This is a genomic window from Microcoleus sp. D2_18a_B4 (assembly GCF_036702475.1).
Classification (GTDB): Bacteria; Cyanobacteriota; Cyanobacteriia; order Cyanobacteriales; family Microcoleaceae; genus Microcoleus.
On the sequence record NZ_JAUBTL010000047.1, the window covers coordinates 34,237 to 47,673 of the forward strand.

The window sequence follows — 13,437 nt, forward strand, 5'->3', positions numbered from 1 at the left end:
CCAAGGGTAGTGGATGGTGCGTGCCTACCCCCAGGGGTAGTGCCCCCGTGCCTACCCCCGACCCAGACGATTCGATCAGCAGGTCAGACCAAGAGGGCCGGCACGGGGGCACGGCCCCTACCGATAATGAAACAGCCCTGGGGGATTTAGGGCGATCGAACTGTGAAGTAACCCTTGCATCAATAGTAGAAGAGATGCTCGATCGTTTTCCCGATCGCTGGAGTGTTTGGACGACGGCGGGGAGGGTGTTGGTGGAAAGTTTTCAGGAAATTGAGCGGGGGTGTGGTGTCTCTGTGCGGGGGACGCAACTTGAGCCGCAGTTACCTGATGCTTGGTTTTGTCATGGGCGGGTGTTGGCGCTGGCGGGGAAACACCGGGAAGCGGTGGAGGCTTTGGCGCAAGGATGGCAGTTGTTACCGGAAGAGGGGGGTTATCTGCAATCGGTGTCTGCTGCAGTGTGGCTGGGGGAGAGTTATCGAGTGTTGGGGGATGAGGTGGCGAGTCGGAAATGGTTGGAAAAGGCTTGTCAGTCTCAGGAATTGATGGAGTTTGACCCGGCGATGGCTGGTTACTGGCAAGGAAGGGCGTTGTTGGGGTTGGGGGATGTGACGGAGGCTGTGGAGGCTTATCGAAGTGCGCTGAGTCGGCGGTTGCTCTACCCTTTTCGCGGGGAGGTTGAGGAGGCTGTGAAACGGCTGAAAGGTAAGAGGCGAAAGGGCGATCGGGCTAAAGCGTAGAGCCTTGACTTCTTAGGGAAGTCGGGGATCTGAACCTCTCAGAGTGCATTGAGTTAGGAAAAAACAGCCTCTAACTCGAAAAATTCAGAAATTGACCTCTGGATTCGTCTTATAGGTGTAGAGACAAAAATACAATTTCGTCTCGACAGAAAGCACAGCAAATTCATCTAAAGAAGGAGAAAAATAATGTTTAGATGGTATCGTCGGCGCTAAAAGTAAAAATCAATTCTGATTGAAAATTAATCAGTAATTGAAAATAGATGTTGGGTAGGCACTGCCGTCAGCGCCTACCCAATATCTATTGTTTCTGACCTCAACTTAATGACAAAATCTGGTGTGATTGGAAATTAAAGTTCTTGTGCTGAGGGTGCATTTATCTAGGAAAAAACAGCCTATAACTCGAAAAATTCAGAAATTGACCTCTGGATTCGTCTTATAGGTGTAGAGACAAAAATACAACTTCGTCTCGCCTCAAATCAGAAAATCGACAAGTAACACCATCATGAATTCAATGAAAAAAACTATGCGGTTGGCCAAGTTTTTGGCATTTGCTCTGTCAGTTTTGATCTTCTGTTTTCCTACAGCAGCAATGGCAGATACTTGCTCTTCTCCTGAAAATCCTGTAATTCCGCAGCCATTGAGACAGATTAAAATTGATAACGGAAGTTTCAATGTTGATACAAATATAAGATGCCTGAAAGAATCAAAAAGAATTGACACTGCTGTAGTTTCCTTAGAGCCTTCTACTGCAACTGGAATAATTGACAAGATTGAAATTACTGGTACTGGGGGAAAACGTGAGTTTGGTTGTATGCCTAGCAAAGTTCAGCAAGGTACTAACCTAATTGAATTATGCGGTGGACCAGCGATCTTAGAAGCTGGAGATGTCAGATATCAGGCACAAGGAAGTGGTTTTGGAACAGAACCCGCGATCTTAAGCATTAACTTCAAATCTAACTAAGGGTAATCAAAAAGATAACACTCATTAGTTGGGATAAAAGAGTTGATATAGCTGTCCTTTCAAACACACATAGCTAAATATTATTCAATATATAACTATTTGTGTTTAAATTTTTTTATGCGATTTTTGCTCATACCAATTTTTTATGAGGCTGCATAGAATCCGATCCCCCCTAACCCCCCTTAATAAGGGGGGGACAAGAGGGTGGTCAAAGTCCCCCTCCCGCGGGGGATGCGAGGGGGATCGAAATATATAGCAATCCTAAATCATTCTCATAATTATTGTAGGGGCAATCCCCCCGTGGTTGCCCGATAGATAGGGGGTAGGCACGGGGAGTAGGGGTAGCACTACCCCTACAAATTTATCTGAATCATTTAGGATTGCTATATGCAACAACCTATCAAATTGGTATCAGCTAATAAAGTTAACCATAAAAGCCGCAATATAACTACTGAAAATAACTCATTTAATCCATGATAAACATTCAAAAAAGCCCTAGGGGCAAAATATTCAATTCTGACTTAGCTTTTATCGCATTCTGTTTTTTAATAGCTTTATTTGGATTGGGTTATACTCTGACAATATTGCCAGAAATCGCACAATCTCAGTTAGTCAATCCAAATAGAATCTGTATTACTGGCGGTTGGAAATTTGGCTTAATTGTCACGCACATTCTCACTTTTGCGCTGATTCCGCTAGCAATGAGAATTTTTTACGACGGTTTAAAAAATTTGGGATTGGGGTTCAAAGTGATTTTTGCTTCCCAACTAGGTCTAGCTTTTATTATGGTAGCGATCGCCGCTGAAATTGGCTGGCACGTTACCCAATGCTGGTATTATCAAAACGATTTCACCATGCTGAATTTTATGTTCTACTTTTTCTTGATTTCAGCATTTGTATTGTGGTCAGATGGCCTGGTTATCAAGACAACTGCCCTCACGAGATTAGTTAACATTTTGTTCGCCATCAGTTTGTTGGTTATATCAATTTTATACCCTTTAGGTTATAAAGCTGATAACCCTAGCTTTAAAGTGCCAATTTATATTGCACTTACTATAGTTTTTGGAGTCTTGACCTACCGAGGTTATCAGCTTCTCAAAGATTGGAAGATTATTCTAGTCCCAATTTTTTCAGTAGGAGTAAACTTAACTTTTGTATTTCTTCTCGACAAATATGGAGGCGACCCCTATACCAACCCCCAAGTCGCTTTAAATGCTTTATTTCATATTCTCCATGACTTAGGTGGAACAGAAGCAGGAGTTGCTATCTTCACTTGGTTAGTTTACAGCAAAGGCATTGCTGAATTCAGTCACGGTAATCAAGAAAAATTAGCAATAGAAAATTAGCAAATATGGTTATATCAATAGCTGATTCCTTGCCGATTAACCACATTTTGTTCATGATTTATCCCCTTGGACATCTCGGTATAGCTCTGATTGAATGGATATTATTAGGTTGGGGGATTCTGCTGTGGCGGCTATCACCCAGCTTAGCGATGATTGTTTTACCTTTATTGCTAGCCAGCCTTAGCTATGACAATTTCATTCTGTCCATAGGAAATTTAATTGGTGAAGGAGAGCTTTTAGAAATTCTCAGTAGGGTTCGCTTTCTCTTGCACGACTTAATTGTGCCGCTGTTCATTGTAATTGGTGTTGAACTTGCTCACCGTGCTGGAGCAGCTTGGGCGACTACAATAGTGCGAGTTTTATCTTGGGTAGTTGCATTCGGACTCGCGGGGATAGATATTACCACCAACTACATAGGATTGGAGTTGGAGCCAAGGTTTTTTGCGGAAATTTTGCGTTATAGCCCTGCTAACTTAAGTGGCCCACCAATTATTACCATTGTAGTTAATTTGTTCATGCTACTGATTGGTATCGGTATCTGGGTCAGGCTGAAATGGTCGTGGTTATTTGTAGGAACATTTATTGCCCTACTTGGTAATGCTATGCCTTCATCTACAGTAGGTACACTCCCTGGTAGCGCATCTGAATTAGTAATGGCTCTAAGTTTGCTGTTAACAGAGGATAAAGTACAGATAATCGGCAAAAAACTAGCTAGAAACCAACAACAAGAGAATATATTTATGGTCAATAAAAATCCAGAAGCCGCGTTTGAGTGGGAGCATATTATCCCCAAAGATGGCTACAAAATATATCAGTCAGGGAGTCACATTAAAGGAAATTTTATCCAAGTTTTCGCTCCTGATGCTCCTTACCGGGATGGGGAAGGAAAACTGAGGTTAATTACTTACTTGCACGGCTTTGCTTTGTGCCTGCCAAAATTCTATCAATCTCATTTAGAAGAATTGGCTAAGCAAGGCTATTATGTAGTTTTTCCTGATTTTCAAAACAGCCGCTATCCCGACGATCTAACAACAAACAAAGGCAGTGAAGAAAAAGAACCCTTATCTTTTTGGTTGAACATTTTGAGTAAAGTAGTTTCAAAATGGGATAAATTCAAGATAGAGGATACTTTACTGCAATATCGGCGAAAGAAGATTGGCCCGGTTGTCCGCAAGCTCCTCAAACCTACCCTGTTCAAGTACCTTCGCCTTTCCTTAGCCTTGGTCGTACTATTTTTAGTAATCAAATTGTTCAAAAACCGCTATGGAAAGAATCTGAAGCAGCTTATTTACACTGTTGACCTCAGTCTTTTGCACAGCCCAGTGGAATGGATTCAACAAGCTATCGGTCTAACTGATGCAGCTTGGAAAAAATTAGGTCAAGATAATCCCAGTCTTGCTCAATCGGAGTTTGATTTTTATGTGTTCGGTCATTCTTTGGGAGGATTATTAGCCATGAGTTGGCCTCTCTATATCGAGGAAAATCAACAAAAGTTTTTACCCAAACAGATTCTTACTGCCGCTCCAGCCCCAAGTACGGACATGGGCATTCCTCAGATAGCCATCTGGATTTTAAAAATGTTCAATTCTCCGTTTACTGCCAAACCAATAAACATCTGTCAAATCGGCAGTAGGTTAATTCTACCCATTGGAATTTTGCATGGAGCAGATGACAAAATTGTGAAGCCTGGTTTTTGGATTGGCCGGGCATTTGGGCAAAAAACATCTAATTTTGATTGCATCGCTAGTCACACGAAGAAAATTTACTTTTCGCTGTCTAATAATGAGTCGAATCCTCCCTTAATTGCCTTTCACAACCAGGCCGTAACCGACACCACGTATTTTGATGATGCGTTATTTGCCAAGTTAGGTGGAGTCAAGAAACAGCCAAATATTTATAATAGCCAATATATTTGGCGGGGGTTCGATCTGGTCGTGACAAACCAAGCCGATGTTAACGAGTTACTCGATAAATTCAACCAGCCAGGAAGTTTGATCGAAGTAACAGATACTTTGCCCGAAAAATCTATTGATTTTACCAAGATAGCGATCGCTCTGTTAGTTGGGCTGACTTTTTTGGGGTTAGGATACTGGTTCTGGCAATATTACACACCTGTGTAATCTCAACCCATTCTATGGTCTCTAAAAATTCAGATATTCACCAGGGCGATCGTCTGAAAATGTAAAAATGAAAAATGACAGCTAAGATTTCGTTCTCAATTCCAATCCTAACTAAAGGTTAGGCACTGTTCACTTAAAAATTAACCGATCGGGGAGGATACCATGACATTCAAAATTCTCAGCTTAGATGGCGGCGGCATCCGGGGAGTATTATCTGCTACAATTCTCAAGCAGGTAGAGACAACCATACAAGAAAAAACAGGTCAGAAATTGCATGAATATTTTGACTTGATTTCTGGCACATCCACTGGCTCAATTCTGGCGGCGGCGATTACCTGTCAGATGAATGTTCAGCAAATGATTGATTTCTACTTAGAAGAGGGAAAAAATATATTCCTACCGTCGGTTCGTGAGGCTCGAAAATGGAGAAAAGTAAGTCAAGCTCTCGCCAGTAATTTGTTATACCCCCACGAACAGGGAGAGCAGGGTTTAGCTAAAATATTGCAGAAAAAATTGATTCACCCGGAGTTGGGCTCTCCGAAAATGAGCGAGATTGATCGACCCTATATTCTGATACCTGCTTATGACGTTTATTCCCGAAACACAACGTGGTTTACGAATAAGTCGGCCGATGCAAAAACGTGGTACGACAACATTGAACTCTGGAAAATCTGCACTGCCTCAGCATCAGCACCCACGTTTTTTCCCCCTTACAACCTTCCCTATAACGAGGAGCAAAGTCTTCCCCATATCGATGGCGGTGTCTCAGCCAACAACCCGGCGTTAGTGGCGATCGCCCACGCTTTGTTGATTGAAAAACAAAACAAATTACAATTGAGCGATATTGCTGTCCTCTCCATTGGCACTGGCAATACAACTTGTCCCTACAGCTATAAAGACATCAATGGGTGGGGACAGTTGGGCTGGGCTCGGCGCCTACCGGATATGTTCATGAATCCTGCTGCTCAAAATTCTGAAGCTATCTGTTACCAAATCATGGAAAGTACAGGGGGGGATTATCTGCGTTTGGATTTCGATCTAAACCAGCGCTTCCAAGGAGAACAACAGCCCGGTCGTCTGCGACGCACGCTGACCAAGCGAGAAAAGCCCTACAACGAATACATTAAAACACAGAAGAATCAGTCTAAAGAAATCAGCGAAGAGATCGACAATCCTGAGAATTGTGAAGAACTGAAAGATGCGGCTGAATGCTATCTCGCTTGTGGAGAAGTTTACTATAAGAACCAAAATGTTCCAGTTCTAGAGGCAATTCAACAGTTTATCAAGTTGGATTAACATTGCTGCTTTAACCACCAGGAGCATCTCACTTTGGCAGCCCAGATAGAAATCTAAGTTTTGAGGCAGGAGGCAGGAGGCAAGAGGCAGAAGGAAGGAGCCAGAAGAAGTGTTTTTACAAATATGAGATGCTCCCTTAACCACCTTCCCCCTACTTGCCGAACCTCTGCTCTTTAAAACAGCCCCTGCTTAATAAGAAGGCTATCCAAATTAAAACTGCCAAAGTAAAAGTATAAATCGTGCCTGTAGACAAACTCCCCTAACTCATGGAACTTATTTGGTTCTTTAAAACCCTCAACAAATACATTGCCTCCTACAAATGGCAATTCATTTTACTCTTTATCTGCCTAATATTCGACGCCGCATTTGATTCCGTCTTCCGAGCCAGCTTAAAATTTATCATCGATGCCGCCATCGTTCCCCAAAACTATAGTCTTCTGGTTCTAATCCTGTCATTGCTAGTTGTCGGAGCAATTCTATATGCCTGCATCGGTTTGCTAGGAATTTTCCTAGGAGCGCGTTTAGGCATTTTAATCACCAACAATATCCGACACTCTCTATTCGAGCATCTCCAAAGCCTTTCAATGGAGTTTTTTGGGCGACGTTCAGCCGGGGATATTGTCAATTGTCTCATCGCCGATGTCCAAAAGGTGGAAAATGGTGTAATTACAATGGGGCTGACAGTCGTTGTTTTAGAACTGTCTAACTTCCTATTTTCTCTGGTTTTCCTCTTCTTCCTCAACTGGCAATTAGCCCTGCTCAGTTTAATCGGTTTAACCATCTGCACCATTGCCCCAGCAAAAATTGCCAGCCTTGCCACAGAAGTCGGCTATAAGTTGCTGCAAAAAGAAGGACAGATTGCCAGCGTCGTCGAAGAGAATATCCTCTCGCAAACCGTTGTCAAGATATTCGGGCTGGAAAACCAAATGACTGAGGAGTTTTCCACCGATTTGAATGACTTAAAACAGGTTTATGTCCGGGCAACCTTTCTCTCCTACTTAGTGCAGAAAGTACCCATGATTGGTTTTGTCATGACGCAGCTTATCGTTTTAAGTATTGGTGCAGTGATGACCTATAGGAATATAATTTCTGTAGGAACTCTTACCTCTTTTCAAGTTTTAATGCTAGGATTGAATCTCAATATCCTCGGCTTAACTTCGTCACTGCCTGCATTTATTGATGGAGTAGCAGGGCTGCAACGCATCAGCGATATCTTATCAGAAACTCCGGCGATTCAGGATGCACCGGATGCGATTGATTTACCTCACTTTTCCAGTGATATTAACTTTGACGATGTTACCTTTAGCTACTCCCAAGATAGAGGAGGAGTTAAAAATCTATCCCTAAAAATTCGCCAAGGAGACTTCGCGGTATTTGTCGGTCAAAGTGGCGCAGGCAAAAGTACAATTGTCAACTTGCTGACCCGATTTTATGACCCAGATAAAGGACGCATTCTCTTTGATGGAATTGATTTACGTCATGCAACAGTACGCTCCCTCCGTTCTCAAGTTGGACTGGTTTCTCAGGATGTAATTCTCTTTAATTGCTCCGTGCGGGAAAACATCCGCATGGGCTATTTACAAGCTACTGACGAACAAGTCGAAGCCGCAGCCAAAGACGCCGAGATTCACCAATTTATTTTGTCCTTACCCCAAGGCTACGATACACTTGTTGGTGACAGGGGGGGACAGTTATCAGGGGGACAACGGCAAAGAATCGCTTTAGCTAGAGCCTTGGTGAGAAATCCAGCAATTCTAATTCTGGATGAAGCCACATCCGCCCTTGACCCCGCCACAGAAGCCAAAATCCTCACCACCATCGAGCACATTAGCAAAGAACGCACCGTGATTTTCATCACCCACCGCATAGCTAATGCGCTGCTCGCGGATGTCACTTACGTGATGGAAAACGGCAGCTTGGTGGTGAGTGATTGACACGCAGATTTGACCTATACTGAACATTTTGGAGTTAAAAATTATGACCAGCACAAATGATTACAAATGGCTAATTCCCTCTTCTCCTAACCTAGGCTCGAAATCTCTTGAAGAAGAGAAAGCTCTCTGGAGATAAAAGCCACGAAGATTATACCAACACCGCTTTCAGCATCACCCAAGACCCCAAAATCTGCAAAACCCTAATCCGTCCAGAGCGTTCTCCCGGCTATGATATTCCCAACTCGCCTGACATCAAAGTCTTAATTCCCGGTTGTGGCTCGGAAATTTACCTTCAGAAAACCTTACTAGAATTTTGCCCCCAAATTGGACAAATCTACTGTACCGATTTTTCCAAAACAGCCATTGAAAAAGCACAAGCACACTGGAAAACAGCAGATGGAGATTCCCGACTCAACAATCAGCAAATCGTGTTTGAGGAAGTAGACTCCACGCGAATCACCGAACAAAAACCGGAGTGGAACGAGAAATTTGATTACGTCCTCCTCGCAAATTCCGTGGTTTCCAGTGAGGATAAAACCAACCGCCAGATGATACGGGAATTTGGGAAAGTTCTCAAGCCAGGTGGCAAGATATACGGATATTTTCCAACCACCTTATGCTTCTTAGAAATTGCCTATTTTAGTCGCAAACACGCTCACTGTGTTACAGAGGGATTTATCGATGTCTACGGCAATAAAGTTTGGGATGCTGAGTGGCAAGAGGCTCAGATTTATTACACTCCCTTGCGGTTAAATCGCATCTTTAAAGAAGCGGGATTGCAACAACTCAGTTTGGAGATGCAGTTTTTGGACTATGAGCCTTTTGTTTCGATGTTTAAAGAGATGATAGCTCATGACGACCCGGATATTTTTCTCTGGCATCTTCTAGTTCGTTATGAAAAATATAGCAATCCTAAATCATTCTCATAATTATTGTAGGGGCAATCCGACCCCTACTCCCCGTGGTTGCCCTATAGATAGGGGGTAGGCACGGGGGCACTACCCCTACAAATTTATCTGAATCATTTAGGATTGCTATAGGACTTAGGGATTTGGGCGAAGCATCGAGTGAGATGCTTCGTTTCACTCAGCATGACACATAGGCTTTGCGTAAGTAGGGACACGGCATTGCCGTGTCCTTCTTCGTGTCAACAACTAGGTTAAACCCGCAGTCCGGCAAGGGTTGAAACCCCTGCCTCAAAGCTAAAGTCCTCTGAAGAGGACTGAAAAACTCATTAGTCCTCTTCAGAGGACTTTAGCTATTAGACAGGGAATTCATTCCCTGGCGGTCTGGCGGACTGGCGACTGTCAGCGGCGAGTTATGGTTGAGGTAAAACTCTAGAATCTCGAAATTAACAGAGGCGAGAAGTACGATCGCCCTTTTGAAGAGAAATGTATCGATATAGAAACGCGATCGCAACTTTATTTGTTCTACCCTCCGATAACTCCCCACCTCCAGATGGTTTCCCAACTACGCTTCAACTATCAGAGTAATGTTGTCAAGTCTCACGACGCGAACAACTTCACCGGGTTGCAAAGTCATGTCTCGTTAGCGCAGCCCTCAAAGAAGATCGCACTTCGCCGGCCACCAACTGTTTTGGAAACGAACGCGACCGCATTCTTGAGGGCTAATTTGTTCATCCACGATCGCTGTTTCAACATCGTTAATAGACATAGCTGCTTGCTCCTGAATATAAACTCGACTTGATTTGTGCGGATGTCAGAAGCTTGTCTGTCAACTTCCCCTCCACACTCAACAGTGTCACTTCTGATTATTATTTGAGCGGTTTATACAGTATTTTAGGCATTTATTATCGGATCTTAAGCGATATAAATCAAGCCATAGAATGCCATCAAATATCAGAAATAAAAGCCACTAAATCTTTGCAGATTATAGCGAAAAACAGCGAACCTGAAAACGCCAAACAAGCTAATCTCGAATTCTGGAAAGTTAACGCTGCAATTAATATAGGTTTTTGTCAAATAGAAATGCGCGAATTAGAATCAGCTATGGAGATATTTGTCAAGCTGAAAAATTCGCGAGACGAAATCGGGATTAATAGTTATTCGATCAATGTCGGGTTAGCTTTCCTCAACTCCTGTATCGGAGCAAAAAAAGAGGCGGAAGAGCTCGCCGAGAAACTTTATGCCGATCGGGAAAACAGTCAGTTGGTGGGTACGGGATACAAATTAGTTTTTCTCGCCGCCACCTATCAAAACCTGCCAGAGACAGACAAAGCTTTGAGCTTGTACCGCCAAGCGATCGCCCAAGCCGACCAAAACCCGTACAGCACTATCAAAGCCAAAGCTCTCAGCGTTATAGCAGCGCTGTACCGAGAACGGGGAGAATTTGACCAAGCCCTGCAGCACCATGCAGAAGCAATCGAAATACTCGATCGAGCCAGCGCTAAATTAGACCGAGCCGAAGCTTGCTATCAACTAGCACTAACAGAACAGAAACTTGGTAACATCGAGAAAAGTCAAGAAAATTTTGAGCGCGCCATTCAACTGTTCAGCGAAATGGACGCTAGCAAACAAGTAGAAAAAGTACAGTTAGCCGCCCCCAAAAAAACAGAAGAAATACCTAATTAATCGAGCAAAAAATCAGAAAATAGATACAATAAATGAAAGAACAACCATAAAGTTTGTAGATATGAAACTAAAACGATTGGGACACGTAGCCGTCTGCGTGCAAGACATAGAGAAGTCTGCTGAATTCTACCGCAACTTGGGTATGGAGTTAGTCTGGAAAGATCCAGACTGGGCTTATTTGAAAGCAGGAGAGGACGGATTGGCGCTGTTGAGTCCGAGTTACGACCAAGCAGGGCCGCATTTTGGGTTTGTATTTGACGATCGTACCGAAATGGAATCCGCCTACGAACAACTCAAAGCCGATGGTGTTTCCGTCACCCACATCCACGAACACCGCGACGGTACTGCATCTTTTTACGGCAGAGATCCAGATGGGAACGGCTTCGAGTACCTTTACGAACCGGCCTGACTATTTTCGGAATTGCCGATCGCGATCGGGCTAAATCCGCGTAAGGTGCGCGGCCTGGCGCACCCTACTGATTAGTGTGTCCGCGCACTCAAGGCCCGTTGCGGACGGCCCGGAACCTCCCTAAAACTCGCCGAATAAAGTTACATACTTACACCGACGCTTCTACAGTAAGGTGCAGACTCTGAATCCGAAATATATCCACAACTTCCGAAAATCGGCTCCATAATCTAAAATCTAAAATCTAAAATCTAAAATCCTCATGTTGCAGAGAATACAAGTCAGAAACCGCTGGAAATCAATCTTCAAGCCCTGGGAAGAAGCAGACCCTTGGCTGTTTGCCGCTTGCATCGCCCTCACCATCTTCGGGGGAATCATGATCCGCAGCGTCGAAATCAACCAGGGACTGATCGACTGGTGGCGACACTGGGTAACGGGGGCAGTTGGTTTGTTCCTCGCCATCATCATTTCCCGCTGCCGCTACCAAATACTGCTGGAGTGGAAATGGCCGATTTACATATTCATCAATTTGTCGCTGATCGCAGTCCGCTTTATCGGTACTACGGGGCTCGGTGCCCAGCGGTGGATCAACATCGGTGGCTTTTACCTGCAACCATCAGAATTTGCCAAAATAGGCATGATTGTCACTTTAGCAGCTCTCCTGCACGACAAGACTGTTCCCACGGTGGGTAATATGTTGAGGATGCTGGCGATTATGGCTGTACCCTGGGGATTGATCTTTGCCGAACCAAATTTAGGTACTTCCTTGGTGTTCGGCGCGATCACAATGGGGATGTTTTACTGGGGAAATGTCAATCCCGGCTGGCTAATATTGCTATTCTCTCCTCTAATCTCAGTTCTTTTCAATAACCTGTCTACACCGATTTGGGTAGCGTGGGTAGTTCTTGCGGGTATTATCGCTTGGCGAACCCTGCCTTGGCCTTGGCTGGGGACTTTCGGTGCTGTGTTGGTGAACGTTGTTTCTGGACAAGTCGGACAGCTTTTTTGGAATGTACTCAAGGATTATCAAAAAATGCGCCTGACAGGGTTTTTAAACCCGGAGAAAGACCCTTTAGGCAGCGGATATCACTTGATTCAATCTCGGATTGCTATTGGGGCCGGGGAACTGAAAGGCAGGGGTTTGTTTCAGGGAACGCAAACTCAGCTTAACTTTATTCCCGAACAGCATACAGACTTTATCTTTTCAGCTATTGGCGAAGAATTGGGCTTTATTGGCTGCATTTGCGTGCTATTGGTGTTCTGGATAATTTGTTTCCGGTTGGTGACGATAGCTCAAACTGCTAACGATAATTTTGGCTCTTTGCTAGCGATCGGCGTACTGTCAATGTTGATTTTTCAGGTGTTCGTAAATATTGGAATGAACATTGGCTTGGCTCCGGTTACGGGCATTCCCCTGCCTTTCCTGAGTTACGGGAATGCGTCGCTGCTGAGTAATTTTCTCGGCCTGGGACTGGTAGAGGCTGTAGCAAGCCAGCGGCAGCGCAAGAAGCGTTGGAATTAGGTAATTGGTAATTGGTTCTGGGAATGCGATCGCCCTTTTGATTTCTTTCGAGAAATTCTGCGGGCGATCGCATTTTTTGTCGATCGACTTAGCCACATCTAAATTTTACGCTTCCTGAGCCGAGCCTTGATGACTGTCAAGTTTGATAAAATTCTTGTGCGGTGCGCGCTAGAACCCGCCAAAAAATAAAATTTAGAGGCCCAACACCTTAAGTACATCAACTTAATTAAACCACTCCTGACCCAAACAATAAATGCTTTTATGCGCTATGGGTAAGCCACTCTCTGTGCAGTGGAGACCCTACTGAGGACGTTCTTAATGCCTGAAACCATCGCTATTATTACATCTTTTTTTCTTTTTCCTTCTTCCTTCCTTCTTCCTTCTTCCGACTTCCTTCTTCATGACATCCGTTACATCCGTTAGATCCATTAAAGAATCCGTTGCCGAACTTCCTTCTTCATGACATCCGTTACATCCGTTAGATCCATTAAAGAATCCGTTGCCGAACTTCCTTCTTCATGACA

At 44.0% G+C, this 13,437-nt stretch carries 12 protein-coding genes; 10 read left to right on the forward strand and 2 right to left on the reverse strand.

Going from position 1 to position 13,437, the window contains the following annotated elements; translation table 11 throughout:
• From QUB04_RS23415 to QUB04_RS23445, 7 genes are all read left to right on the forward strand, one after another.
• A partial coding sequence (locus tag QUB04_RS23415) for a tetratricopeptide repeat protein (protein ID WP_445301087.1) occupies window positions 1-737 on the forward strand: 737 nt, incomplete at its 5' end.
• 502 nt (window positions 738-1,239) lie between these two features.
• Window positions 1,240-1,698 (forward strand): hypothetical protein, encoded by a 459-nt coding sequence (locus QUB04_RS23420; protein WP_333143250.1) that lies wholly within the window; start codon window positions 1,240-1,242, stop codon window positions 1,696-1,698.
• Between the two features lie 473 nt (window positions 1,699-2,171).
• Window positions 2,172-3,044, forward strand: a complete 873-nt coding sequence (locus tag QUB04_RS23425; RefSeq protein ID WP_333288048.1) for a hypothetical protein — start codon at window positions 2,172-2,174, stop codon at window positions 3,042-3,044.
• Window positions 3,045-3,049: 5 nt separating this feature from the next.
• Entirely contained in the window at window positions 3,050-5,164 is a 2,115-nt protein-coding gene (locus tag QUB04_RS23430) for a hypothetical protein (protein ID WP_333288050.1), read from the forward strand.
• A gap of 162 nt (window positions 5,165-5,326) precedes the next feature.
• On the forward strand, window positions 5,327-6,460 hold the full coding sequence (locus QUB04_RS23435; RefSeq protein ID WP_333288051.1) for a patatin-like phospholipase family protein: 1,134 nt from the start codon (window positions 5,327-5,329) through the stop codon (window positions 6,458-6,460).
• A gap of 266 nt (window positions 6,461-6,726) precedes the next feature.
• Complete coding sequence (locus QUB04_RS23440; RefSeq protein ID WP_333288053.1) at window positions 6,727-8,394, forward strand: ABC transporter ATP-binding protein; 1,668 nt, start codon at window positions 6,727-6,729, stop codon at window positions 8,392-8,394.
• Between the two features lie 107 nt (window positions 8,395-8,501).
• Entirely contained in the window at window positions 8,502-9,323 is an 822-nt protein-coding gene (locus QUB04_RS23445) for a class I SAM-dependent methyltransferase (RefSeq protein ID WP_333288055.1), read from the forward strand.
• A gap of 325 nt (window positions 9,324-9,648) precedes the next feature.
• Here QUB04_RS23445 and QUB04_RS23450 read toward each other — a convergent pair whose 3' ends face one another.
• A complete protein-coding gene (locus QUB04_RS23450; RefSeq protein WP_333288057.1) occupies window positions 9,649-9,846 on the reverse strand; it encodes a hypothetical protein in 198 nt (65 codons plus the stop codon).
• A 108-nt stretch (window positions 9,847-9,954) separates the two neighbouring features.
• The gene (locus tag QUB04_RS32615; protein WP_445301088.1) at window positions 9,955-10,068 is read right to left on the reverse strand and encodes an NfeD family protein; all 114 of its coding nucleotides are present in this window, start codon (window positions 10,066-10,068) and stop codon (window positions 9,955-9,957) included.
• Between the two features lie 53 nt (window positions 10,069-10,121).
• On the opposite strand from QUB04_RS32615, the gene QUB04_RS23455 reads away from it, so the two are divergent.
• From QUB04_RS23455 to rodA, 3 genes are all read left to right on the forward strand, one after another.
• Complete coding sequence (locus tag QUB04_RS23455; protein WP_333288059.1) at window positions 10,122-10,985, forward strand: tetratricopeptide repeat protein; 864 nt, start codon at window positions 10,122-10,124, stop codon at window positions 10,983-10,985.
• A gap of 61 nt (window positions 10,986-11,046) precedes the next feature.
• The gene (locus QUB04_RS23460) at window positions 11,047-11,394 is read left to right on the forward strand and encodes a VOC family protein (protein WP_333103068.1); all 348 of its coding nucleotides are present in this window, start codon (window positions 11,047-11,049) and stop codon (window positions 11,392-11,394) included.
• A 259-nt stretch (window positions 11,395-11,653) separates the two neighbouring features.
• Window positions 11,654-12,913, forward strand: a complete 1,260-nt coding sequence (rodA, locus tag QUB04_RS23465; RefSeq protein ID WP_333288061.1) for a rod shape-determining protein RodA — start codon at window positions 11,654-11,656, stop codon at window positions 12,911-12,913.
• Window positions 12,914-13,437 lie beyond the last annotated feature (524 nt).